Annotated in this window: 14 protein-coding genes and 3 pseudogenes; 9 read left to right on the forward strand and 8 right to left on the reverse strand. The window is 61.7% G+C overall.

What is annotated here, in order from left to right:
- Window positions 1-40 precede the first annotated feature (40 nt).
- The 4 genes and pseudogenes from tnpC to tnpA form a co-directional block, all read right to left on the reverse strand.
- Window positions 41-1,569 (reverse strand): annotated as a pseudogene (gene tnpC, locus JT360_RS06930) (IS66 family transposase).
- 72 nt (window positions 1,570-1,641) lie between these two features.
- On the reverse strand, window positions 1,642-1,995 hold the full coding sequence (gene tnpB / locus JT360_RS06935; RefSeq protein WP_127318491.1) for an IS66 family insertion sequence element accessory protein TnpB: 354 nt from the start codon (window positions 1,993-1,995) through the stop codon (window positions 1,642-1,644).
- 31 nt (window positions 1,996-2,026) lie between these two features.
- Window positions 2,027-2,275: a hypothetical protein gene (locus tag JT360_RS06940; RefSeq protein ID WP_206523017.1), complete on the reverse strand. Its 249-nt coding sequence runs from the start codon at window positions 2,273-2,275 to the stop codon at window positions 2,027-2,029.
- Window positions 2,203-2,895 (reverse strand): IS66 family insertion sequence element accessory protein TnpA, encoded by a 693-nt coding sequence (tnpA, locus tag JT360_RS34040; protein WP_164762578.1) that lies wholly within the window; start codon window positions 2,893-2,895, stop codon window positions 2,203-2,205. The genes JT360_RS06940 and tnpA overlap by 73 nt, the downstream gene beginning before the upstream one ends.
- 245 nt (window positions 2,896-3,140) lie before the next feature.
- Here tnpA and rlxS point away from each other — a divergent pair, with 245 nt between their 5' ends.
- The 3 genes from rlxS (at window position 3,141) to JT360_RS06960 (ending at window position 8,643) form a co-directional block, all read left to right on the forward strand.
- Window positions 3,141-5,111, forward strand: a complete 1,971-nt coding sequence (rlxS, locus tag JT360_RS06950; protein WP_214470766.1) for a relaxase/mobilization nuclease RlxS — start codon at window positions 3,141-3,143, stop codon at window positions 5,109-5,111.
- Between the two features lie 355 nt (window positions 5,112-5,466).
- Window positions 5,467-6,453 (forward strand): AAA family ATPase, encoded by a 987-nt coding sequence (locus JT360_RS06955; protein WP_126057775.1) that lies wholly within the window; start codon window positions 5,467-5,469, stop codon window positions 6,451-6,453.
- 75 nt (window positions 6,454-6,528) lie between these two features.
- Window positions 6,529-8,643, forward strand: coding sequence for a S8 family peptidase (locus JT360_RS06960; protein ID WP_245463521.1), 2,115 nt, complete (start codon window positions 6,529-6,531; stop codon window positions 8,641-8,643).
- Window positions 8,644-8,875: 232 nt separating this feature from the next.
- Here the strand turns inward: JT360_RS06960 and JT360_RS06965 are convergent, their stop codons facing one another.
- From JT360_RS06965 to JT360_RS06980, 4 genes are all read right to left on the reverse strand, one after another.
- Window positions 8,876-10,405: an E2 ligase fold family C protein gene (locus JT360_RS06965; protein ID WP_127320520.1), complete on the reverse strand. Its 1,530-nt coding sequence runs from the start codon at window positions 10,403-10,405 to the stop codon at window positions 8,876-8,878.
- A 3-nt stretch (window positions 10,406-10,408) separates the two neighbouring features.
- Window positions 10,409-10,795 carry a Mov34/MPN/PAD-1 family protein gene (locus JT360_RS06970; RefSeq protein WP_245454736.1) on the reverse strand — a complete coding sequence of 129 codons (387 nt, stop codon included), beginning with the start codon at window positions 10,793-10,795 and terminating at the stop codon, window positions 10,409-10,411.
- A gap of 98 nt (window positions 10,796-10,893) precedes the next feature.
- Window positions 10,894-11,511 (reverse strand): putative metal-binding protein, encoded by a 618-nt coding sequence (locus JT360_RS06975; RefSeq protein ID WP_126057778.1) that lies wholly within the window; start codon window positions 11,509-11,511, stop codon window positions 10,894-10,896.
- Window positions 11,504-11,800 (reverse strand): DUF2604 domain-containing protein, encoded by a 297-nt coding sequence (locus JT360_RS06980; protein ID WP_126057779.1) that lies wholly within the window; start codon window positions 11,798-11,800, stop codon window positions 11,504-11,506. The genes JT360_RS06975 and JT360_RS06980 overlap by 8 nt, the downstream gene beginning before the upstream one ends.
- Before the next feature lie 519 nt (window positions 11,801-12,319).
- Here JT360_RS06980 and fni point away from each other — a divergent pair.
- The 6 genes and pseudogenes from fni to trbB form a co-directional block, all read left to right on the forward strand.
- Window positions 12,320-13,243 (forward strand): annotated as a pseudogene (gene fni / locus JT360_RS06990) (type 2 isopentenyl-diphosphate Delta-isomerase); the annotation flags it as partial.
- 515 nt (window positions 13,244-13,758) lie between these two features.
- Window positions 13,759-16,060, forward strand: a pseudogene (locus tag JT360_RS06995) (S9 family peptidase).
- Between the two features lie 833 nt (window positions 16,061-16,893).
- A complete protein-coding gene (locus tag JT360_RS07000; protein WP_250888653.1) occupies window positions 16,894-20,289 on the forward strand; it encodes a Ulp1 family isopeptidase in 3,396 nt (1,131 codons plus the stop codon).
- Window positions 20,290-20,495: 206 nt separating this feature from the next.
- The gene (locus JT360_RS07005; protein WP_024502848.1) at window positions 20,496-22,520 is read left to right on the forward strand and encodes a conjugal transfer protein TraG; all 2,025 of its coding nucleotides are present in this window, start codon (window positions 20,496-20,498) and stop codon (window positions 22,518-22,520) included.
- Between the two features lie 116 nt (window positions 22,521-22,636).
- Window positions 22,637-23,050, forward strand: a complete 414-nt coding sequence (locus JT360_RS07010; protein WP_095488561.1) for a YlcI/YnfO family protein — start codon at window positions 22,637-22,639, stop codon at window positions 23,048-23,050.
- Window positions 23,047-24,015 carry a P-type conjugative transfer ATPase TrbB gene (gene trbB / locus JT360_RS07015; protein ID WP_024502850.1) on the forward strand — a complete coding sequence of 323 codons (969 nt, stop codon included), beginning with the start codon at window positions 23,047-23,049 and terminating at the stop codon, window positions 24,013-24,015. The genes JT360_RS07010 and trbB overlap by 4 nt, the downstream gene beginning before the upstream one ends.
- Window positions 24,016-24,025: the final 10 nt, after the last annotated feature.

The following is a 24,025-nucleotide window of genomic DNA, read 5'->3' on the forward strand; positions in this document are numbered from 1 at the left end:
GTCTGGCGGGGCTGGTAAGCGTCCGGTTCTTGCACGTCGCTCAGCTCTTGACAGGATTTGCCGCTTTCCAGTTCCACGGCAGCAATTCGTCGAGGCGGTTGATGGGGGTCCGTCAACCATGCGCGAGAGCACATCATGAAGATAGGCGTAGGGTTCGACGCCATTGAGCTTGCAGGTTTCGACCAGCGAGCACAGCACCGCCCATCGATGACCGCCGCCGTCGCTACCCGCGAAGAGGTGGTTCTTGCGGCCAAGACTGACCGGCCGGATCGCGCGCTCGACCGGATTGGTGTCGAGCTCGGTGCGACCGTCGTGCAGGAAGCGCGTCAGCCCCTCCCAGCGCGACAGCGCGTAACGGATCGCTTCGGCGAGCGTGCTGCGCCCTGGCAAGAGCGGAAGCTGCGCTTCGAGCCAGACCCGCATGGCATCGACGATTGGTTTCGAACGGATGCGCCGAGATGCCAACCGATGCGGGGGCGACTGACCGCGAACGTCGGCTTCGACGGCATAGAGTTGGCCGATCCGGCGCAAGGCCTCCACCGCGATCGGTCCGTTGGTCGCCTGAGCCACGTCATAGAATTTGCGCCGGGTATGCGCCCAACAGGCAGCAAGAACGATGTCTCCCTTGCCGGTGAGTTGCTCGAAACCGGCATAGCCATCGACATGCAGCACGCCCTTGAAGTGCTCGAGATGCGAGGCCGGGCGTTCTGCCTTGCGGTCCGGCGCAAACATATAGATCGCCGCCGGCGGCTCCGGTCCAGCCCAGGCGCGTTGCTCGCGGGCGTAGACCCACAGCCGCCCCGTCTTGGTGCGCCCACGACCGGGATCGAGCACCGGCACCGGCGTATCGTCGGCAAAGAGATGGTTGGAAGCGAACACGCTCTTGGCGAGGCGTTCGTGCAGGGCTTCGAGCCACCAGCAGGCGCCGCCAACCCATCCAGCGAGCGTCGAGCGCGGAAGATCGACACCATTGCGGGCGAAGATCTGCGACTGCCGATAGAGCGGCGTATGATCGCAGTACTTGCTCACCAGCACCTGCGCGAGCAGCGCTGGCGTGGCCAGGCCGCCGCCGATCAGCCGCTCCGGTGCCGGCGCTTGCACCACCGTCTCGCAGGTCCGGCAAGCATATTTCGGACGCGTGGTGCGGATCACGCGAAGCTGCGCTGGCACCCAATCCAGCATCTCACTCACGTTTTTGCCAATGGCATGCAGGGTGCCGCCGCAACACGTGCAGACTGTGCCGCCGACATCAAGCAGGACGTCCTCGCGCGGCAGATGATCAGGCAGCGATCTGCGATGGGACGACCGCTCCGCCGACGGTTTGACTTCGAACGGACGGCTCTCCTGGATGCGAGCAACATCGGCGTCGAGGTCTTCCAGCGCGAGCACAAGCTGGTCGGGGGCAAGCTGCTCGGAACTGCGGCCGAACTGCGCTCGCTGGAGCTTTTTGATGATCGACTGAAGTCGCTCAATCTCCCCGTCGCGGCTCTCGACCGCAGCCGCCATGTCGCGCACGAGACGCTGCAAAAGCTGCGGGTCGGAAGGCAGATTTTCGAGATCGATCAACATGATCGAATCTATCATAAACAGCCTAAAAACCCAAGCTTTCCGGGCTTTTCCGCGACAATCGACGAGGCGATTTCAGCCCGCCAGCATCGGTCGCCAGAAGCGTTCCGGCGTGCGCCAGTCGATCCCCTCGATGAGCATCGCCAGTTGCGCTGGCGACAGTGTCACCGAGCCGCCTGGCTCAGCCAGGCGCGGCCACATGAACTGTCCGCGGTCCATGCGCTTGGTGAACAGGCACAGCCCCGTTTCATCCCAAAAAAGGATTTTCAAAAGCGAGGCATTCTTGCCGCGGAAGACGAACAGATGTCCCGAGAACGGATCCTTCTTCAGGTGTTCCTGGATCAGCGTCGCGAGGCCATCGAGGCCCTTTCGCATGTCGGTGTGACCCAAGGCCAGATGCACTTTCACGCCGGCCGGAACGACAATCATGACGCCTTCTCCTTACCAGTGAGCTGCCGCTTCACGGCGGCCGTGGTCGCGCCCGCCGGCGCGAACACGCGCCGTCCATATCCAGTTCCATTGCCACCATTCCGTCCGGCGGCTGCACGAGATCGCGCAACGCCGCGAGTGCCGGCAACTCGTTCGCCGCGCCGTCGGCGAGCGCGACCATCGCCAGTTGCGGCGCCTTGCGGGCAGTCAGGCCGAACTCTTCGCGCCAGCGGAAGGCCATGCTGGTGGCAATGCCGTGGCGGCGACAGACCTGCGCCACGGCGACGCCAGCCTCTCGGTCTCCGCGACGATCGCCCGCTTCTGCTCGTTGGTGAAGGTGCGCCGGTTCGAGCGACCGTCCGCAGCCCCAGGCGTCAAGCGGTATTTGCGCCGTACGCAATTAGCAGCGCTGCTTAATTGGGCCCGGGTACTCGGATGAAGAAGCGACCGCCAGTCCATTTCAGTGCCGGATTCCTCGAACCGATCGCGCCATCTGCGCAGCGCGTGCGGCGAAAGATCGAGCGCCGCCGCATACTCGGCGAGCCCCATGCCGCTCCAATTCATCGCCTCCACATGCATTCCCCAGAACGCATGCAGCGCAAGCGGACCGCGGTCCGTGCGCGCGCCGTAGCGGCGGCGAGGTGGCGCGTTTTGCTTCCGCCGAGGCGCATTCCTGGCGCGCTTCTTCTGCTTCTCCGCGTACAATTCCCGCAGATATTCCGCACGTTTACGCAGGTCTTTCGGCGTCAGCAGGTGGCGCGCCCAACGCTCGAAGGTCACCGTCGAAAGCTTGTGCCGGCGGCAATATTCCTCCGCCTCCAGAGAGCTGCGAAACCAGCTGCCGACATGCGTGCGCCAGTAGGGGTTGTCAGCCTTGTCCCAGGAGCGGCGGGGCGCCATCGCAGATCATCCTCCTCGACAAGAAGGAACCCGACATGACGCGAGATTGCACTACCTCAGATATGTGCAGGGACCGGACGCTTACCGGGGCTGGGGGGCTGGGCGCGTAAGGCAAGATAAAGGCACCGCCTCCAGGAGGCGGCTAAGTCTTTGTCTGCACATCGTTTTTCCAGGAGGCTGCCGCCGGTGCCAAGAGGGTTTGACGTGTAAGTGTCTGATTTTGCTTGATATGTCTGGGAGGTCGCATGGCAGATGACGAGTTCAGGCCGAAGCTCGGCAAAATCGGGTCGCGCGGCTCGAAGGCAGGCAAACGCTATGCCGGTCAAGTCCGGGCAGCCGTCAACCGAGCCGGCGGCCAGCCCCAGCCCGGCGGTCGCTTCACGGGCAGCCGGACAGGGCGTGGCGGGGCGGCTGCGGAGCTGCTGAAATCGCGCGACCGGTATGCCGCCTTCCGCCAGCGCCGGGTGATCGTCAAGGCGCGGATCGTCAAGCTCGCCGGCAAGGGCGCGGACGGGGCGCGTGCCCATCTACGCTATCTTCAGCGCGACGGCGTCACCCGAGAAGGTGCGCCTGGCGAGCTCTACGGCGCCGACAGCGACCGCGTCGACGGCAAGGCGTTCATCGATCGCGCGGACGGCGACCGCCACCAATTCCGCTTCATCGTCGCTGCCGAAGACGGCATCGAGTATGAAGACCTGAAGCCGCTGACGCGGCGGCTCATGGCGCAGATGCAGGAAGACCTCGGCACGAAGCTCGACTGGGTCGCGGTTGATCACTTCAATACCGGCCATCCCCATAGCCACATCATCGTCCGAGGCAGGGACGACCGTGGCGAGAACCTGGTCATCGCGCGCGAATATATCTCATCTGGCATCCGCGAGCGGGCGGCCGAGCTGGTCAGCCTCGATCTCGGTCCGCGAACCGACCGCGAGATTGAGCTTCGCCTGCGCCGGGAAATGGAGCAGGAACGCTTCACCAGCATCGACCGTCGGCTGCTCAGCATGCGTGATGATGACGGCCTGGTCTCGCCGGACGGTCCCGACGCCATTCGTCAGACGCTGCACCAGGGACGGCTGCGCAAGCTCGAGCGGATGGGTCTGGCCGCGGAGGTCGGCGCTGGTTCCTGGCGCCTCGACGATGAGCTCGAAGCCACGCTGCGCCGCGCCGGCGAACGCGGCGACATCATCAAGACCATGCACCGCGAACTGGCCGGCAAGGGGCTTGCCCGCAGTGCCGCCGACTGGGTGATCCACGATCGAGCCGGCGAGCCCGTCCAGTCTCTCGTCGGTCGGGTTGTCGCGCGTGGACTGGCCGACGAGATCAATGACCGCCATTACATGATCGTGGACGCCGTCGACGGTAAGAGCCATTGGATCGACATCGGTAGAGGCGAGGCGATGGAAACGATGCCTAATGGCTGCATCGTGCGTGTCGCGCCAAGGAACACCGAGCCGAGGCAGGTCGATCGTACCATCGCCGAAATCGCCGCCGCGCATGGCGGCCGCTACGACGTCGATATGCACCTGAAGCATGACCCATCCGCCACCGAGAGCTTTGCGCGAACGCATGTGCGGCGGCTGGAGGCGATCCGCCGCGCGACCGGCGGCGTCGAGCGAGAGCCGAACGGCACCTGGCTCATCGCGCCGGACCATCTCGATCGCGTCGCGAATTATGAGGGCCAGCGGGCCAGGGCCGAGCCTGTCGTTGCCGACAAGCTCTCCTCAATGGCGCTGGAGCGACAGGTCAGCTTCAACGGCGCCACCTGGCTCGACCGGGAGCTGGTTGCCGATAGACCCGAGCCTTTGCACGGATCCGGCTTCGGCCGCGACGTGAGAGAGGCGCAAGCTCGCCGGCGGCAGTGGCTGATCGCGCAAGGCCTCGCGCATGAAGAACAGGATGGGATCGTCTATCGAGCCAACATGCTTTCGATCCTGCGCCAGCGAGAACTGAACCGTGTTGCTGGCCAACTGTCGGAGGAACTTGGCCTGCCCTATGCCGAAGCGCGATCCGGAGGACGAGTAGAGGGTACGCTCCGCCGCTCCGTCGAGCTTGCCAGCGGAAAATGTGCCGTCGTTGAGAAGTCGCGCGAATTCACGCTGGTGCCATGGCGGCCGGTGCTTGAGCGCCATGTGGGCAAGGAGGTCTCCGGTGTCGTGAGTGGGGAGGGGATTTCATGGACCGTCGGCCGGCAAAGGAGCGGACCTGGTGTTTCGTGAGATGGTGTACAGCTTTTTAGCCAGCGGCGCGGGCAGCCATGCGACCCCGCGTAGACCTTATGGCCGCAGCCCGCAATCGGTCGCATGGACCTGCCAGGCGGGGCGGCTTTGGAGCGTTCGGACCCGACACGCTGCGTGAGTGGCCAGACTTCGAGCGCTCGAAGATGGCGGACTGTTGTCTGCTGGCCGGCGTTATTCCGGCTGGCCTATGACCGCGGCGCAACAGTTCACCGCTGAAGTTGCCACGGGCGAACATCGACAAGAGAAAAAACACCATTGCGCGATACAAATCGCCGTTGAAAGCGTTTAGGTTGCATGCGCTTCGCCAAGTAAACGGATACCCCAGAAGAGAGCCATGACCACGGCCCGCCATATCGTGACGCTGCTTAAAAGCCACATTGCCGGCGACGAGGATCGTTTCCTCTCTATCGCGATGCAGCTTGCTGCGCATGAGGCACGTCAAGGCCATGGTAAGCTTGCTCAGGAGCTCAAGGATCTGGTCGACGCAGCCAAGAGCAGGGACGCCCGGATTGTCAAGAGCAGTCGGCCGGTTCCCCTTTTTCAGCCAAAGGGCGAGCTCGCAGGGCTCCTGCATGTGCGCTATCCGGACCTGCGACTGACCGACATGATTTTGCCGGACAGTCTGCGCTCGCGCCTGCACCGCGTGCTGGGAGAGCAGCGCCAACAAGCAAGCTTGCGCGAGCACGGGCTTGTTCCCCGTCGCAAACTGCTTCTGGTCGGCCCGCCAGGATCAGGCAAGACGATGACCGCATCGGCATTGGCCGGGGAGCTTCATCTGCCCCTTTTCACGATCGTCCTCGATGGTTTGATCACCAAGTTCATGGGAGAGACTGCCGGAAAGCTGCGGCTTGTTTTTGATGCAATGCAGGCGACGCGGGGCGTCTACTTCTTTGACGAATTCGATGCCATCGGCGCGCGTCGAGGCGAACGCCAGGATGTTGGCGAGATTCGGCGCGTGCTGAATTCGTTTCTGCAGTTTCTCGAGCAAGACGACAGCCACAGCCTGATTATTGCGGCAACAAATCATCCCGAGCTGCTCGACAGAGCTTTGTTCCGCCGTTTCGACGATGTCATCGAATACGCCGTGCCCGATCGGCCGATTATAGAGGCGCTGCTTCGGGCTCGACTCGACCGCTTCGACACCAGAGGGCTTGCCTGGAACGAGGCGATCTCTCAGGCAGAGAGACTGTCGCAGGCCGAGATCACGCGCGCGGCCGACGACGCTGCAAAAACCATCATATTGCGGGGGGGGAAGCGGATCACCTCGGAAGCGCTCATCGACGCTCTGAAGGAACGCCGGCAGGCGTCGCTGTTTGAGTAGCGACAGCACAGATCATAATGGCAGACGATTTTCCGCGCGACCGCGCCCATATCCACCTTCGCCATCACAGCGTCGGTGTTCCTGCCGCAAAGCGCGCAAGCCTATTATTTGCGGAAAGTCGAGGCGTATCGAGACGTTGATACTGACCGCGGCAGACCGCGCAACGAGCCGCTCGTCTCCCGCATGGAGACAGTCAGGCTGGCGACTGCACGATCGTTGTTTACCGACCACGACGACCTCTTCCCCCAGGCCGCTGACGAGCAGGTGTGGTGGGAAGTCTGGCTGCGCGACGGTCGCCGCGAGAACTTCGAGCACATTGCCGAAGCCCTGAACATCACTTTGCGCACGCATGCGGTCAGGTTTCCGGAGCGGGTGGTCATGCTGGCCCTCGCCAGCACGGCAATGCTCGACCGCATGATTGCGCACAGCGATGTCGTCGCCGAGCTGCGGCGCGCGAAGGATACGCCGTCCTTCTTCCTGGGCCTTGGCGGCGCGGAGCAAAGGGACTGGAGCGACGAGCTTCTCGGGCGCGTCAGACCGCCTCAATCCGATATTGCGGTCTGCATTCTCGACAGCGGCGTGCGTCGCACCCACCCGTTGATCGAACCCGCACTTGCCGTTGAAGACTGGCACACCGTCAAACCGGCATGGGGCAGCGACGACACACCTGCGTGGAGCGGCCACGGGACGCGAATGGCAGGTGTCGGCCTGTACGGTGATCTGGTCCCGCTCCTGGTCGGAGGCGATCCAGTTCCATTGCCCTTTCGGCTGGAGAGTGTTCGTATCCTTCCGCCAGAAGACGAGGCAAACGATCCAGAACTCTATGGCGCGATCACCGCGGAAGCGATCGCCCGCGCCGAGGTGCAGGCGCCGGAGCGCCGCCGCGCGATCGCAATGGCTGTGACAAGCGCCAGTCCGGCGCGTGGAAGGCCCACATCGTGGTCTGCCGCTATCGACCAACTCTGTTTCGAAGAGGAACAGCGACGCTTGATCGTTCTCTCTGCCGGCAACATCGGCGATGACCTCATGCCGGCCGAGCATTTGACGCGCAACGATCTGGAAGCAGTCGATGATCCTTCTCAGGCCTGGAATGCGCTGACGGTCGGCGCTTTCACAGAAAAGGTCGATATCATTGACACCGACTTTTCGGGCTACGCTCCGATCGCGCCGGTCGGCGAGCTCTCGCCGCGCAGTCGCACTTCGGTCGTTTGGGACAGGCAGTGGCCGGTGAAGCCCGAGGTCGTCTTCGAAGGCGGCAATCTCGCCCATGACGGTGTGTTGCCCGGCGAGCCGATCGACGATCTGCAGATATTGACCACTTTCTGTCGACCCGAACTGCGCCACTCCACCACCCTCGGAGATACGAGCGCGGCAACGGCCCATGCCGCACGGATGGCGGGACTAATTCTATCAGCGCGCCCCGAGCTGTGGCCTGAATCGGTTCGCGCCCTGATCGTCCACTCGGCCGAATGGACTCCGGCGATGCGCGCACGCATCGATGCGTGCAACGGAGCGAAGGGCGAGATCCAGGCGCTCGTGCGGCGCTATGGTTACGGCGTGCCAGATCTTGGGCGCGCGCTTCTGTCAACGGTGAACGACCTCACGCTTATCGTTGAAGATGAGCTTCAGCCTTTCCAGCGCGAGGGCGGCGCGGCTGCCAAAACGCGTGACATGAAGCTGCATCGCCTGCCTTGGCCGAAGGAGCAGCTCGCGGCGCTCGGCGCTGCCCAGGTCGAGCTCCGCGTCACGCTGTCCTATTTCATCGAACCCAACCCCGGTGAACGCGGATGGACCCGCCGGCATCGTTACGCGTCCCATGGTCTTCGGTTCAGAGTAAAGTCAGCGACCGAGACAGTCGACGAATTCCGAGCCCGCATCAATCAGGCCGCTCGGGACGAGGAGGAAGGGGCGCCTGCTGGAGGCGGAGAAGAGTGGCTGCTCGGCACCTTCCGCGATCGCGGCTCGTTGCACGCCGATTTCTGGTCGGGCAGCGCCGCCGATCTCGCCGAGCGTGACGCGATCGGCGTGTTCCCGGTCGGGGGCTGGTGGAAGGAGAAGCCTTACCTGGAACGCGTCGACGCTCTGGCTCGGTACGCCCTGATTGTGACGATTCGGGCGCCTGGGGTCGATGTTGACATCTTCACACCCGTCGAAGCAGCCCTGACTGTCGAGACGTCGGTCGAGACCTGATGCAGCACTGTCCAAACCGGCCAACAACGGAGGTTTGACCAGCCTCTGGTGCCATGGCGGCTGGTGCTGGATCATCACGTCGGCACGGGATCATGCGCGGAGGACGATAGGCCGGCAAAGGAGCGGGCCAAGCGTGTCATAATGGCGCCCATGGTCACGCCCACAAGCCGCGCCCCCTGCGTCTACGGAGAGGTGCGCGTCTGCTTAGGCGGCCGAGACATCGCTTACCTGATCAACGCGCTCCGTATTTGCGCCTGTAAGCGGCAATGAAATCGTCGTCGCTACAGATGCAGCGGCCGCTGGAGTCCTTGGCCTTCGGATCGTGCAAGTGAGAGCCAAGGGGGCGCAGAAGATTCACCCGAGTGCTCGTCGTCGGGCTCATGGGAAACCCCGCACTATGCTTGACCAAATCCGCGGCAAGCATAATCCCGGCAAGCACCGACTGAAAGGCCATCGGAACCACAGTTCGAACGCGGCGACTTCCTTCGCTAAGCTGGAACACCAGACCGCCGCAGATAGCCTGCTGATAAAAGGAGCGCAGGGGCTGGCCGACAAACGGGGCTAGCGGTTCAAACGGCACAGCCATCGCTGTAGCCACGCGAACTACAAAGTCGTTGGGAACTCCGGCATTTGTCTGCAGGAGCGTTTTCACCTGCTCGTGTGCTTCCGGTATTCCGAGTTCCTCGGCAATCAGCTGGTGCTCGTCCTTGGATTTTCCGGATGGCAGGTACATGCAACAAAGGCAAGCCTGGCCGTCATCGAAACCATGCCGGGAGATACCGAGATCGTGCTCCTGCGTCCAAGCGTTTGCGATCCATCGCGGCAGTGCACCTTGGACAGCCAGACGGTCGGCGGCGGTGTCAAGCGCCACACCCACTTGGTCTAAGACCCAATTGCCCCGGCGCGCAACATATTCTGCCCACGTCAGAGGGTGCGCCTCGACCTCAAGGCCAGTCGATCTAAGGGCGGTGGCTGCAAGAACCGCCTTGGACATACCAATCTCCGCCTGGCCGGCCAATGCGTAGCGCTGCAGGTTTGAGAGTTCGATCGCTTCGTGATCGATTACATGCAGACGACCCTTGAGATCGGGTTGTCTCGCTAGCGCCCAAAGCGAGCCATGGCCTATCGCACCGAGCCCAACGAGGTGGGTTTCGCCAAGGTCGACTGGGAAGTCGATCGGGCCAGCCTCCCCGGCTTTGGTCTTGTCGTAGCTGCATAGCGAGAGGTCGATGGTTTCGTCCAACTCGGCGCCGGTCAACTGGGCGGCGAAGATAGTTCGAAAGACGTTGGCGGCGCCGAAGCAACTGGCGGCGCCAGCTCCAAAAGGCAGCAGACTTGGGCCAGAGCCCACCGGGTCCGTACGCGACAGCTTTGCCGCCCAACCGTCCGATCCCACGAAAAAGATCGGGCACCGGAGTGATGGGCGCGTTACCCCTGCAACGACGCAGACGGTGGCAGACTTGCCGGAACGCCGGATGCCGACTTTTGGATTGATCGACTTTGCCAAGCGCTCCAGCGCTTGGGCTTGAGAGCTCGCCGCGCTGTCCAGCGGGAGTATCGCCAGAACCGGGTAGAGCCTAGCGAGCAATCTCACCGCAAGATCTAGTGTCGCCTGGCCTTCGGCGCAGGAAGCGGCCTGATGGTCGAAGGCGACTGCCACGACCTGCTTTTCAAGAGCTGCTTTGAAGTCTCCCAGATGAAAATCGGCCAGGACCTGAGATGCCGCCGTGGCGGCACGATCGATGAAGTTAGCGAATGCCATTGTTCAACTCGATATCATGATCATTCGCGACAGTGCCGCGGGAGGGAGCGCATTCCATTTGGCCTTTTCGTCAAGCCGATAGGCGGCGACCCGAGCAAAATCGAAAGGCTCGCGGGCGAAATTCGGCACTACCAGCGACAGACACCCAACCGTGGTAGCAACCGCATAAGCGTCGTCCGTCGTCGAATGGTAGGCGCGGCCCGGATGGCTGTGAATCTGGGCCAAGAGTTTCAGGCCGCTTTTGTAGAGCCAGACATTGAGCCGGTGCAGTTCTTCGGCCGCAACGATCACGCAAACGCCATCGTTTGTCCGAATGTGACGCTGCGCCGGGATAACCGTCTCTGTTACGGCAAAGTGCCGGTCTTGCTGAACGCCGACCCAGAGCGCCATCCCCTCATTGCCTTCGCGACCAACTGAGCGCAGATGCCCATGCGTGGTCGAGATGCAGCCGCGCGGGAGAGTCACGATCGTTACATCTCTCAAACCAGTCATTCTTGTATCGCCTGAGGGGATACCACCATTCCTACGATTGCCGGTGGGAGTTGAATCTGCAACTGCTCTATAGGAATGATTCCGTACTTGATGATCTTGTCCAGGATGAAGGCCAAACAGCCTTCGCCAGAACCCCGATGAAGTAGCCATGGATCACCTGAATGGGCTGGATTGTCGTGGTATTCCCGGACGCCCGCCATGCACAGGAATGGTTCGTCCTCGGGACTGTTGGCCTGGATGAAGTCCGTCAGCGGCACGGCGTTCTGCTGGATGAGAGCTCCTATCATCTCCGGCGGCGTTCCGGGCAGCGGCGGACGTCTAAGCATTTTCAGGTATAGATCTTTCCGGGCAATCGGATGACGCGTAAACGGATCGACGAAGACCACGGACGGTGGTCTTAAGTCGTAGTCGGTGAAGTCGACCTCGCTCGCTGCGCTGATCACCCGTGGTTTTAACTTGAGGCTTGCGAAAATGAAGAAAGCGCGCGGAAAGGTCGCCTCGATCAAGAAGCAGCCCTGAGCCCGATAGACATCAGCATATGGCCGGAACCGGCCGATCTCCCGATCAAACTTCGCTCGGGAGACCTCCGGATCCACACTTTGGGGTTTAGGCACCTGCGACGCCCGCCTTCAGGCTGAGGAACAGGGTCACAGTATTCGGGAAACCGAAATCGCCAAGCTTCTTGTCGACGTCGAGCAAGTTGCCGGCCTCATCCTTCAATTCCCAATTCTCGGCTGGTTGGGCGACATTCTGCGTGTTCTCAAGGGCTTTGGTACGAATGACGTGAAGCGGCTGGTTGGGATTGGCTTCGACCTGCGTGGGCTGGCCGTTCACCACCATCGTGATCTCGATCTTGCCCGGCCCGCCGCCGTGATTATCGCCCTTACCCGAATCCTTCGACATTGTCCTACTCCTGTGGCTTGCCAACCGTCCCACGCCCTGGCGCCCACCTGCGAGTGAGACCGGCGGTCTTCAATCGTTCACCCGGCGCCACGGCCGCGAGTACGCGAAAGACAGGGGATAAGCTACCGAATCGGTGCTTGCCTTCTTTTATGGGTGACTTGAGCCGCAAGTAAATGGTCTCAAATTGCTCCTCACAACTATAATCGATTAGAGCAATGCGAAAATATTGGCGACACGCCTATTCATCTGCTCTCTCACTCGCCTGCTCCGTGCTTGGCAAGGGGAGCTTTGACTGCGTCACGCGTCCCCCAATCCTGCAACGCATTCACCCGAGCCTGCGCGACACCAGCGCCCGAAAAAACGCTGATCGTGGCGTTCTATCGCGAACTGGCGCTGCTGTTCTGGCTAGACGATTGCAACGACGTTGGCCTGATCGCGCCGGAGCAGCTCGCCGCCGTGGAGCAGGCGCTGGGGCACGGCGTACCGTGCGTTCTCTCCGGATTCGAGGGCTGCGCTCAGCTGCGCGCTTCGCTGGTGCTGGATCGGCGAACGGCGCCGGCCACGGTGGCCGCTGGCTGGGAGTACATCCATTTCGAACACTGCGCACTGCCCGAGTTGGACCTGACGCAGATCGACCTGCGCGCCTCGCTGCTGGGCAAGGCTATGCGCGCGCCGCTGCTGATCAGCTCTATGGCCGGCGGCATGCCACGGGCCGAGGCCATCAACCGGCATTTGAGCGAGGCAGCGCAAGCCTTGCAGATCGCCATGTGCGGTTCGCAGCGTGTGAGCCTGCAATCCCGTAACTCCCAGGGGCTAACGCGCGCGCTGCGCCGCCTGGCGCCAGACATTCCCTTGCTGGCCAATATCGGCGCCGCGCAACTGCGGGAGGCCGACGGCCTGGACCTGGCGCGTCGCGCGGTGGACGCGCTGGAGGCCGATGGGCTCATCGTCCATCTCAATCCGCTGCAGGAAGCGGTACAGCCGGGAGGGCGACCGCGACTGGCGCGGCGTCCTGGCGCTGATCGCTGGCGCCGCGCGCATCGTGGGCGTGCCGATCGTGGCCAAGGAAGTGGGGGCGGCCTGTCCGCCTCGGTGGCCTGTGCGCTCGTCGAGGCGGGCGTGGCGGTAATCGATGTCGCCGGCGCCGGCGGCACCAGTTGGGCCGCAGTGGAGGGCGAGCGCGCCCGCAATGCCGCCGACCGTGCAGTGGCGATGTCATTCGCCAATTGGGGGATTCCCACCCTGACCAGCGTGCAGGCGGTGCGTCGGGCGCTGCCAACGGTGAAGCTGATCGCGTCGGGCGGGATCCGCGATGGCGTCGACGTGGCCAAGGCCATCCGCCTGGGCGCGGACATCGCCGGGCAGGCGGCCAGCGTGCTGGGCGCGGCGACAGTGTCCACCGAGGCCGTTGTCGCGCATTTCGAGATCGTCATCCGCCAGTTGTTGGGTCACCATCAAACCAATTTGACGCCCCGGGACAATATCGTCCGGCATTGTCCGGTGTGCGACGATGTTGGGGATGCGACATAGGCGGATTGCCGTGTATTAAACCGCTTTTCCTTTGGCACGCATATTGCGCCCTATCGGTAAACCTCGTCATGGGCCGGCGGCAATCGCTCGGAGATTGTCGAAATAGCACAATCTGCCGGGGTGACATCCGGCCCGACTAGAGCAGGACCTTTCAGATGATGCAGAAAAGCAAGCGGCCATACTCGCGGGGAAATAGTCGCGTCAGGGCTGCATGGACGCTCTTTCCTGGTTGTTTCGGCGACGGACGCCAACTCTTCAATCGGCACCCGAACCAGTGCCTGGATGTCCAAGGAGCGCCCCTGTTGCGCGTGCCTGGCTGCACCCGCGTGCTGGCTCTCCTCCAAGGCGACGCTCGGCGCTGCTGCAGACCGGCGACGAGAACCCAACTTCAAAATTAGCATTCCGAAAACCGAAAGAAGTGAACAGGTATGTCCAGGATCGGCGCTTTGACGCGCGCGGCATGGCGATCGGCAACTCAGACGCTGGCCAAGGGTTCGAAAAGTTTACACCCGACGCTAGCGCCGGCCGATTTCAAGCGCGCACTTACGATCAACGATCGATATGGCGGGCTCACTGTCAATGTCCCCAAAATGCCTTTCTGGCTGACCGGGGGTGAAGCCTTCGTCTACCGCCGGACTAGCCACGGCGAGCAGCAGTTCATGCAGGTCGATGCTGCCACGGGTTTCAAGCGGCCCGCTTTCGATCAGGCGCGTCTGGCGGCAGCGCTAAACAAGGTGAGCCATGAGAGCTATCAAGCCGGCAATCTTCCGTTCGACCGTTTCGAACTGAGTGAGGATGGTCGCAGGCTCGACTTCCAGATTGAAGACACCCGGTGGAGCTGCGACCTTGCAAGCTATGACTGTACCAGCACCACATTCGATGCAAGGAAAGGGGACCGTAGGGAGCTCAGCCACCGCTACACGCCGCCAGCGGAGAACAACCCCGACAAGAGCAACGCGTCGCCCGACGGCAAATGGATCGCCTATATCAAGAACTGCAACGTTTTCCTGCGCAGCGAGGACGGATTGCAGGATGTTCCTCTGAGCCGGGACGGAGCCGAAGGCAATTGCTACGTCTTTTCGACGCTGAGCTGGTCGCCGGACTCGCGCCACCTCGCCGCTTACCTTGTTCGCCCCGGCTATAGGCGAGAGGTCCGCTACCTCAATTCATCGACGGACCAGTTGGAGCGGGAATATTCAACAATATTCTATCCCAGGCCGGGCGATGTCCTTCCGCTGCCCCAGCCAGTCCTGTTCGACATTGCCGGCCGGCGCCAGATCGTGATTGACGGTGCCCTCTTCTCGAACGTCTTCGAACTTTCCCCTCTCCGGTGGTGGGCGGACAGCCGCGGCTTCACTTTCGAATATAACCAGCGCGGGCATCAGCTCTATCGCTTGGTCGAGGTAGACGCCGCCTCGGGCCGCGGGCGCTCCCTGATCGATGAGACCAGCGAGACATTCGTGGATTATTTGCCGCTGGGGCATGGCCAGGAGGATGCCGGAAAAATCTTCCGTTACGATGTCGATGACGGGAAGGAGATCATCTGGGCATCAGAGCGCGACGGGTATGAGCATTTGTATCTTTTCAACGGCCGGACAGGCGCGCTCGAAAACCAGATCACCCGAGGTGAGTGGGTCGTCCGGAGGGTCAACCATGTCGATCCGGTGAAGCGTCAGATCTGGTTCGAGGCGAGCGGGATGAACTCGCAGGAGGACCCCTATTGGGTCCATGCTTACCGCATCGGCTTTGACGGCAAGGGACTGACTGCACTGACGCCCGAACCGGCCAACCACCATATCGAGTTCTCGCCTGACAGGCGCTATTATGTCGATCTCTGGTCACGCATCGATCTGCCCCCGCGCATGGCACTCTACCGCGCCAGCGACAATGCCAAGCTCCAGCAGATCGAGACGGCCGACATTTCCGAGCTCGTCGCCGCAGGCTGGCAGCCGCCGCTCAGTTTCCATTCCAAGGGGCGCGACGGCAAAACTGACATCTGGGGCGTGCTCCACCTCCAACTTCGACCCGACGAAGAAATACCCGGTTGTGGAGAATATCTATGCTGGACCCCACGGCTCCTTCGTCCCAAAATCCTTCTCGCGGTGGACAGAGCCGCTCACGCAGCTGGGCTTCGTCGTTGCTCAGATCGACGGCATGGGCACCAACAACCGCTCCCGCGCCTTCCATGATGTTGCTTGGAAGAATCTGAAGGACGCAGGATTTCCCGATCGCATTCTGTGGCACAAGGCGGCGGCCGCGCAATATCCATGGTACGACATATCCAACGTCGGCATTTTTGGCGCATCCGCCGGCGGCCAGAGTGCAGTCAGCGCGCTGCTCTTTCACCCCGATTTCTACAAGGTCGCCGTCGCCAAAAACGGCTGCTTCGACAACAGGATAGACAAGACCTGGTGGAATGAACTGTGGATGGGGTGGCCGGTCGGCATTGAATATTCGCAATCCTCCGCCGTTGACAATGCTCACAGGCTGCAGGGCAAGCTGATGATCGCGGTCGGCGAAATGGATGATAATGTCGATCCGTTTTGCTCGTTCCAGCTTGCCGATCGACTCATCAAGGCAGGAAAAGATTTTGACATGGTCTACGTTCCTGGTGCCAATCACCATACTCTAGGCACCTACACCGAGCGCAAACTCCTAGACTTCTTCGTTCGCAACATTCTCGGTCAGACCCCGCCCGACTGGAACAGCAAACCGATCGAGCTGGAGTAGCTTGTGGCTCTTGCAATTGTTAGCTCGCCTTATCGGCTGTAATCAGGGCGAGGCGCGAGCAAATCTGCACCGAAGGACGATCGTGGAGTCTAGGACTTGCGCTGCGTATTGAGGATAGGCTCGCCGCGACGTTGGTCTGAGCAAACTGCTTGATAGGCACGCCTGCAGACCGCGTGTGTGCGATTGCAAGATCCCCTATCAGCCTGGTGTGAAGCGTTCAGGGGAAAAGCCGCACCCAACGCCGCTTCCGCTCGCCGTAACGCTACGGCGGTGCGGCCCACCCGATCCGCTCGACGAGCATAGGAACACATAGGTCCCCGAACGGACGATTACCTTGGCAATAGAAGACCCTCGTCGGTCATCGCCGCTGTGGGTGGCAGCCCGTCGGTCTGGAGCTGCCACGATTCTCATCCTCGCGTCACATATGAGCTGAAGCTTTCCGGATCGGGTATCCAATCGGCATCCAGTTGCTCGGCGATATGGTTGAATTCTACCTCAGGACAAGAGTGAGTAGAGCAGCCCCGCTACGAAAATCCTATCCTGGTTCGTTTGACGCATCGACTATTCAGATTGATTGGCGTGATACCCGGCGCGGCCGCAACACGCTAGGCCGTCAACCGCTGAGCAGAAAACCAGCCTTCGCCTTCCGCGGCGGCGGACCTCGTCAGCCTTTCGAAAGCTTGCCTGAGTAGGTTGCTCATGTGATCTGTGGAAGTGAGGCTAGCGTGCACCCGTACAAACTGGACATTCATCGTAGCAGCTTGGCTGCAGGTGCAGCACGCCGTACCGCACGAGCAAGCGGACAAGCCGGCCAAGCCGGTTTTGAGCAGCACTTGGGCGAATTGCAGGCGGCGGATGAGTTGATGAGTGCACCAGGCGAGGATGTCCTCGTCAATGGCTCGCATGGCAAAGGTGAGTTGAGACCAACGAAGAGGCAGAGGATCCAAAGCAATCTGCAGCATGCTGTGACTGAGCGGCAACCAGGTCAGGTTGGTGACTCAGGCGCTCGCGCGATGATGCAACTCCCTGCCCATCAGGTGGGTACATCGGAACGGGAGGCGCAGCTCGCGATGCAGGGGGATGAGCACGAATACACCCCAGCGCCGCATCTCGATGGGTCGATGCCCTCGACAGTGCAGCCGGATCGTCCAATTGTGGCCCCCGACGGTGCCGACAAGCGTCCTGTTTATTCCAACGATGCCACCGCCATCGAAGGGCTGAAGTCTGCACTCCTTGCGGGTAAAGCCAGGCCGGACACGGTCACTCGCAGCGCAAATTCTCTTTTCGGCTTTAGTCGTTGGCTCTTTCAAAACAAAAAGCCAGGGTTTGCTGCTCGGCTTTACCATCCGTCGCTGAGCCAGGATCTCGAGGAGTACGAGAGTAGGGGTGGTTCCTCCACAGTGGCTGGCGCACTGCGTCAACTGATGAAGCCGATAGGCGGAGCCGCCCCGATTGTGGGTCGCGCTGTCCTGAACCCCCATCCTGACGACGCCGCGCTCACTAGACATTTCAGATCCGCGAGCGGCTACGCAACTGCTCTTAACCATTTCAGTCATTACCTACGTCAAAATGACAAGCTCGGGATTGCGGGCCGGATTTACGATGAATCGCTGGATAAAGATGTTGAGAGCTACAAGGCCGCCTCCTCTACTCGTGGAGCTCCGATCGAATCTGCACTGGTTTATATCCGCAAGCACCCGCCGCGCGTTATACTCGGGAGTCATCTGGAAAACGCGGTCAGCATGGAGGCTCGTCCCCGTGGCGACGCTGCTCAGCATACCGCACCACAGCAGGGATTCGATTGGCCAGAGGAGCTCCTGCCGGTAGGTTATAAGGAGGGCACCGATCTACCATTGTCTCTCGCCCCAACCGCGCACCAACACCAAGCACCCGACTTTGGAGAGGCCGTCCCTCACTTGAACTGGCGCCACGGCGACCAGGGCGCCCCGGAGGGGCTGGTAGCTGCACGGGACAGGAGCAGCCCGCTGCCAAGCGAGGCGGTGCCACATAAATCTGGACGGGGACTCGCTACGCAGCCCAGATTGTGGGCGGAGAAATCCGCCTCGCCAGAGCTCTTTCGACGGCGGGCGGAGCAGGCTCTGCCGGCGTCCGCCAGAGGTGTGGAGACATCCTCCGCGGTTGATGAAGCCGCCGCTCGCCAAGCTTTGGCTTGGTTGCAGCAGGAGATGGAGGGGATCGAACCGATGCAGGATCCTCATAAGGTGGCTACACCGGAATCTGAGGCGCAGCTCGTCAGGCAGAGGGATGAACACGAATCCACCCCAGCACCGCATCCCGGAGCTGGTGGTTCGATGCCCTCGACAGTGCAGCCGGATCGTCCAATTGTAGTCCCCAACGGTTCCGACAAGCGTCCTGTCTATTCCAACGATGCGACCGCTATCGAAGGGCTGAGGGCAGCATTCCACGCGGGTAAGGCCAGCGCGAACACGGTCACTTTCAATGTAAATTCTCTTTTCGGCTTTAGTCGGTGGCTCCTTCAAAACAACAAGCCAGGGTTTGCTGCTCGGCTTTACCATTCGTCGCTGGATCAGGATCTCAAAGAGTATGAGAGTACGGGTGGTTCCTCCACCGTGGCTGGCGCACTGCGTTACCTCAAGAAGTCGACAAGCGGAGCCCCGATTATGGGTCGCCCTCTCGTGATCCCCTATCCTGACGATGCCGAGCTCATTAGAGATTACAGAGCCGCTTCGACCAAGGAGTACCTGGCAGCGCCTGCGACCGGACGGAATCCAGATACCGTGGGCGGCTATACAAATTTTCTTAGACATTTTAGCCAGTATCTGCGTCAAAATAACAAGCCTGGGATTGCCGCTCGGATTCACGACAAATCGCTGGATAAAGATGTTGAGAGCTTCAAGGCTGTCTCCTATGGTAATAGACTAAGTATCGGTTCTGCATTGGCTCACCTCCGGGATATCCTGCCGCGCATTGTGCTCGGGCGCGAAACTGTCCTTGCTGCTCATCCGGCAGACGCAGTCACCAGGCGCGTTGGGGCCGCTGCTGAAGCTGGGCCAGCGGCACCGGCAAGAGCTCCCCAACCCGCCTCGCCAGCAACCGCTAAGCTGCCAGGCACCTACCGCGGCCTTCCACTGGTTGATGTGACCACACTGACGACCAGTTCCTCTGGGGCTCAGATCGGGGCGCTCGATCCGACAGCCCCGTCCAACGTTGCAACGGGGCGGGTGCTCGGCGCCGCCGAATGGCTGAGCGACGCCCATGTCCAGAGAGATTACAATTTGCTGGAGCGGCAACTGCAGGGGATCAATCCGGCGCTCGCTGCCCGGACTCGGCTGGTGGATCCTTCCGTATCCCATCTACTGCGACACACGTCGCCGCAAGACGCTCGAGGCATATTGCAGTCCATCTATAATCAAAACAACGCCACAGCCGACTTCCTGTTCTTGCCAGTGAATAATGGCACGGCTACTAGCCCCGGCACCCATTGGTCGCTGCTGCTCGTTGATCGCCGCGACCCCGAAAGGCGGTTCGCCTATCACTACGACTCCCTCCAGCGAGAGGGATATAACGACGTGCCTGCAAAACAGCTCGCAGGACTGCTGAATGCTACCTTGGCGCCAGCCCCCATGGCCAGACAGACGAACCATTATGATTGCGGCGTATTTGTCCTGGAGGGCACGTGGGCGCTGGTTGAACGATTGGTGAAAGGGCAGCGGCCAGACCACGAGCCGCTGCCCCTCGACAACCTCGTTGCCGATCGGCAGGCGCTGCAAGACCGGCTAAGGAGGCGCTTGCCGCACGAGGAAGAGCCGCGGCAGCTGCTGGAGGATGAACCCGCCTCCCCACCGATGATGGCATTCGAGCCAGGGGAACTGCGGCAACTGTTGGAAGACGAGCCTGACTCCCCACCAATGATGGCGTTCGAGTCAGGGGAACTGCGGCAACTGTTGGAAGACGAGCCTGCCTCCCCACCAATGATGGCGTTCGAGCCAGGGGAACTGCGGCAGCTGTTGGAGGATGAACCCGCTTCCCCATCGATGATGGCGTTCGAGCCAGGGGAACTGCGGCAACTGTTGGAAGACGAGCCTGCCTCCCCACCAATGATGGCGTTCGAGCCAGGGGAACTGCGGCAACTGTTGAATGATGAGCCTGCCTCCACTTGGGCACAAATCAATTCGACCCCACATGCGCGAGCGGACGGTGTTCATCAGCCAGCCCAGGCGCCCTGGCTCCCTGAACGCAGAAGATAACTTTGCGGAGGAGCGGTCACGCAACTGTCGGCGGCGCCGGGCCTCAGGGTGAATGGAGAGGATGGTGTCGCGTGAAGGCGCAACACGCGTGCTGACCGACCTGCATAGTAGGAAGTCGTTCATTGCTCCCAAATCGTATGTGAGGAACATTCCTGTCCCGGCTGCACCGCGCGATGCTAGGTCGCGTTGTTCAGCGGGCCAAGCCGATGACACCTACGAAGCTACTGATCGGGCAGATCGCCGTTGTGTGCGCAATTGTCATTATCGGCGTATGGACGGCAACCCAATGGTGCGCTCAAATGCTGACCTACCAGACGCCTCTCGGCGCACCATGGTTTCTCTTCGCCGGCTGGCCAATCTACAAGCCGTGGAAGCTGTTTGAATGGTGGTTCCACTTCGATGCTTATGCGCCGGAGGTCTTCGACAAAGCCGGTACGCTTGCAGGCGCCAGCGGATTCCTGGGCTGTGCCGCCGCAATCGCAGGCTCGCTTTTGCGCGCGCGACAGCGCGGGTCGGTTACGACCTATGGGTCTTCACGGTGGGCCACGACTCATGAGGTCGAGACGGCAGGGTTGTTACGGCCGGCGGGCGTTTTCCTCGGTAGGCTGAACGATCGCTATCTGCGCCATGACGGCCCGGAGCACGTCATGGCATTTGCGCCGACGCGTTCGGGCAAGGGCGTGGGGCTGGTTGTTCCAACGCTACTTTCCTGGACCGGGTCTGCCATCATTCATGATATAAAAGGCGAAAATTGGCAGTTGACCTCCGGCTGGCGGTCGAAATTCTCGTACTGCCTTCTGTTCAATCCGACCGACCCGAGATCGGCACGCTACAACCCGCTGCTGGAGGTGCGCAAAGGCCCAGATGAGATCCGGGACGTTCAAAACATCGCCGACATCCTCGTCGATCCCGAGGGCGCGCTGGAGCGACGGAACCACTGGGAGAAGACCAGCCATTCACTCCTAGTTGGCGCCATTTTGCACGTGCTCTACGCTGAAGAGGACAAGACGCTAGCCCGCGTCGCCACCTTCCTGTCGGACCCGCAACGCTCGTTTGCCGCAACGCTACGGCGGATGATGACGACAAACCATCTCGGGACGGGGCATAACCCTCAGGTCCATCCCGTAGTGGCCTCGGCGGCTCGCGAACTCCTGAACAAGTCGGAAAACGAGCGCTCAGGCGTCCTCTCGACCGCCATGTCCTTTCTTGGGCTTTATCGTGATCCAACGGTCGCGGCGGCCACTTCGTCCTGCGACTGGCGCATCGCTGACCTAGTGGATGGAGAGCGACCGCTGTCGCTCTATCTGGTCGTGCCGCCTTCGGATATCTCGCGCACCAAGCCTTTGGTGCGACTGATCTTGAACCAGATCGGCAGGCGGTTGACGGAGCGTCTGGAGGGGGACCCGAAGAAGAGCCGTAAGCATCAGCTGCTCATGATGCTGGACGAGTTTCCGGCGCTCGGTCGCCTCGACTTCTTCGAAACGGCGCTCGCCTTCATGGCAGGTTATGGCATTCGCTCCTATCTGATCGCACAATCTTTGAACCAGGTTTCAAAGGCCTATGGCGAGAACAATGCTATTCTCGACAATTGCCACGTGCGAATTGCCTTTTCCTCCAATGACGAACGCACGGCCAAGCGCATCTCGGATGCCCTCGGCACCGCAACCGAACTTAGGTCGATGCGCAACTATGCGGGCCATCGGCTTGCGCCCTGGCTTTCACATGTCATGGTGAGCCGCCAGGAAACCGCGCGCCCGCTCCTGACGCCAGGCGAGGTGATGCAATTGCCGCCGTCAGACGAATTGGTCCTGGTTTCTGGGTTGCCGCCGATCCGCGCCAAGAAGCTGCGCTATTATCAGGATCAGAATTTCACAGATCGGGTGCTGCCTGCGCCGGTGCTGCACGACGGACCCTATGCGGACTGCCCTGCATCACGCCCGGACGGCTGGACTGGACAAGTGTGCAGCGTCGATAGCCGACTTGCTGCGGACGAGGAAAGCGCCGACGCGCCAGTTGAAGACGAGGGAGGCGTTCAGCAGCAACGCCATCCAAGCCTGCCCGAAGAAGACGTTGTTGTCTCTCAAGAGCCCGATCAGGCCGATCTGTACAAGCCCGCAGACGATGACAGCGAAGCGCTCGCGGACAAGCGTGTCATGGATCGGATTTCCACTGCGGCCCGCGCCTACGGTATCAACGAGGGCAGGGGCGACGATGTCATTCCCGGCTTCTGAAGTCCGCTGAGTTGCAGAGCGCACCTCAGCGTAGATAACGGCCATAAGCAATTTTGAGCGTCTGGCCGATGCTTCTCCCGTCGCCGGCGCAACGCCGGGCCGTCGGAACGAGCCGCATGAAGCCGCACCGCATTCGCCATCAGTTTCTGCTTGAGCCGGAGCTCAGCGAGAAACTGGACAACCTCAGTCGCGATCCGTCAACGACCAAATCAGCGATCGTGGCGAAGGCGATCGAGGCGTTCATCGAGCGGCGTGGCGAGAGCGAGTTCGATCGGCGCTACGGCGTAAGGCTTGACCGGCTCTCCCGCGATCTTGCCCACGTCAGGCGCGATTCCGAGGTGATCCTGGAGAGCCTGGCGCTCTTCATCCGCTTTTCGATCACCCTTCACGCCCACACGCCGGTCCCGGATCGGGCAACGCAGGCTATTGCCCAAGAGCGTTTCGAGAAATTCGTTGAGAAGGTCGGCCGCCAGATCGCTTCCGGCAAAAAGTCGCTTAGCAAAGACAATGGTGGGGGAGGGGAAGGATGAGCTCTCATCCCGAGGCCGACCACCGGCGGCGTGTCATGCTGCGCACCGCCATGGGTCCGGCAATCACCGAAGCCCTGGCCGATCCGTCCGTCATCGAGGTGATGGTCAATCCCGACGGCGCGCTGCGACTCGACCGGTTAGGCGAAGGTCGGGTCGATACCGACGTTCACATGCACCCGTCCGAGGCAGAACGTATCATCCGCCTGGTTGCTTCGCACGTGCGCGCCGAGGCGCACGCCGACAACCCGATCGTCAGTGCCGAATTGCCGTCTGGCGAACGCTTCGAAGGCCTGCTGCCACCTGTGGTGTTGGCGCCATGTTTTGCCATCCGCAAGCCCGCCGCGAAAGTCTACACCCTGGCCGACTATGTTGCCGAACGCATCATGCTGCCGCTGCAGGCCGATGCGCTGAAAAAGGCCGTCCGCGAGCGGCGCAACATGCTGATCGCCGGCGGCACTTCCTCGGGGAAGACAACACTCGCCAACGCTCTGCTTGCTGAAGTCGCCGAATGCGACGATCGGGTGATCCTGATCGAGGACACACGCGAACTGCAGTGCGCGGCCAGGGACTGCGTTGCCCTGAGAACAAGGCGGGGCTCGGTCACCCTTGCCGATCTCGTGCGCTCGACGCTGAGGCTCAGGCCGGACCGCATCATCGTGGGCGAGGTGAGGGGCGCGGAAGCGCTCGACATGCTGAAGGCATGGAACACCGGGCACCCAGGCGGCATCGCTACCGTACACGCCAATTCCGCGCGCTCGGCTCTCTATCGCATTGAGCAACTCGCCCAGGAAGCGGTGGTCACCGTTCCCCGCCGGCTCATCGCTGAGGCGATAGATCTGATCGTCTTCATAGCGGGACGCGGCTCGTCGCGCCACATCGACGCAATCGCCGAGGTCACCGGTCTCGACGGCAGCGGCGATTACGCCGTTGCCCCGCTCACGCTTTCGCAACTCCAGCAGCTTTGAAAGGCCTTCC

Origin of the sequence: Mesorhizobium sp. dw_380, from assembly GCF_018588885.1 — a bacterium.
In the GTDB taxonomy this organism is placed as follows: Bacteria; Pseudomonadota; Alphaproteobacteria; order Rhizobiales; family Rhizobiaceae; genus Mesorhizobium.

Coding starts and splice junctions, on each gene's coding strand:
- tnpB (WP_127318491.1), bottom strand. CDS start 1,995: ATGATTGTCGTTCCGGCCGGCGTGAAAGTGCATCTGGCCTTGGGTCAC.
- tnpA (WP_164762578.1), bottom strand. CDS start 2,895: ATGGCGCCCCGCCGCTCCTGGGACAAGGCTGACAACCCCTACTGGCGC.
- rlxS (WP_214470766.1), top strand. CDS start 3,141: ATGGCAGATGACGAGTTCAGGCCGAAGCTCGGCAAAATCGGGTCGCGC.
- JT360_RS06955 (WP_126057775.1), top strand. CDS start 5,467: ATGACCACGGCCCGCCATATCGTGACGCTGCTTAAAAGCCACATTGCC.
- JT360_RS06965 (WP_127320520.1), bottom strand. CDS start 10,405: ATGGCATTCGCTAACTTCATCGATCGTGCCGCCACGGCGGCATCTCAG.
- JT360_RS06970 (WP_245454736.1), bottom strand. CDS start 10,795: ATGGCGCTCTGGGTCGGCGTTCAGCAAGACCGGCACTTTGCCGTAACA.
- JT360_RS06980 (WP_126057779.1), bottom strand. CDS start 11,800: ATGTCGAAGGATTCGGGTAAGGGCGATAATCACGGCGGCGGGCCGGGC.
- JT360_RS07005 (WP_024502848.1), top strand. CDS start 20,496: ATGACACCTACGAAGCTACTGATCGGGCAGATCGCCGTTGTGTGCGCA.
- JT360_RS07010 (WP_095488561.1), top strand. CDS start 22,637: ATGAAGCCGCACCGCATTCGCCATCAGTTTCTGCTTGAGCCGGAGCTC.
- trbB (WP_024502850.1), top strand. CDS start 23,047: ATGAGCTCTCATCCCGAGGCCGACCACCGGCGGCGTGTCATGCTGCGC.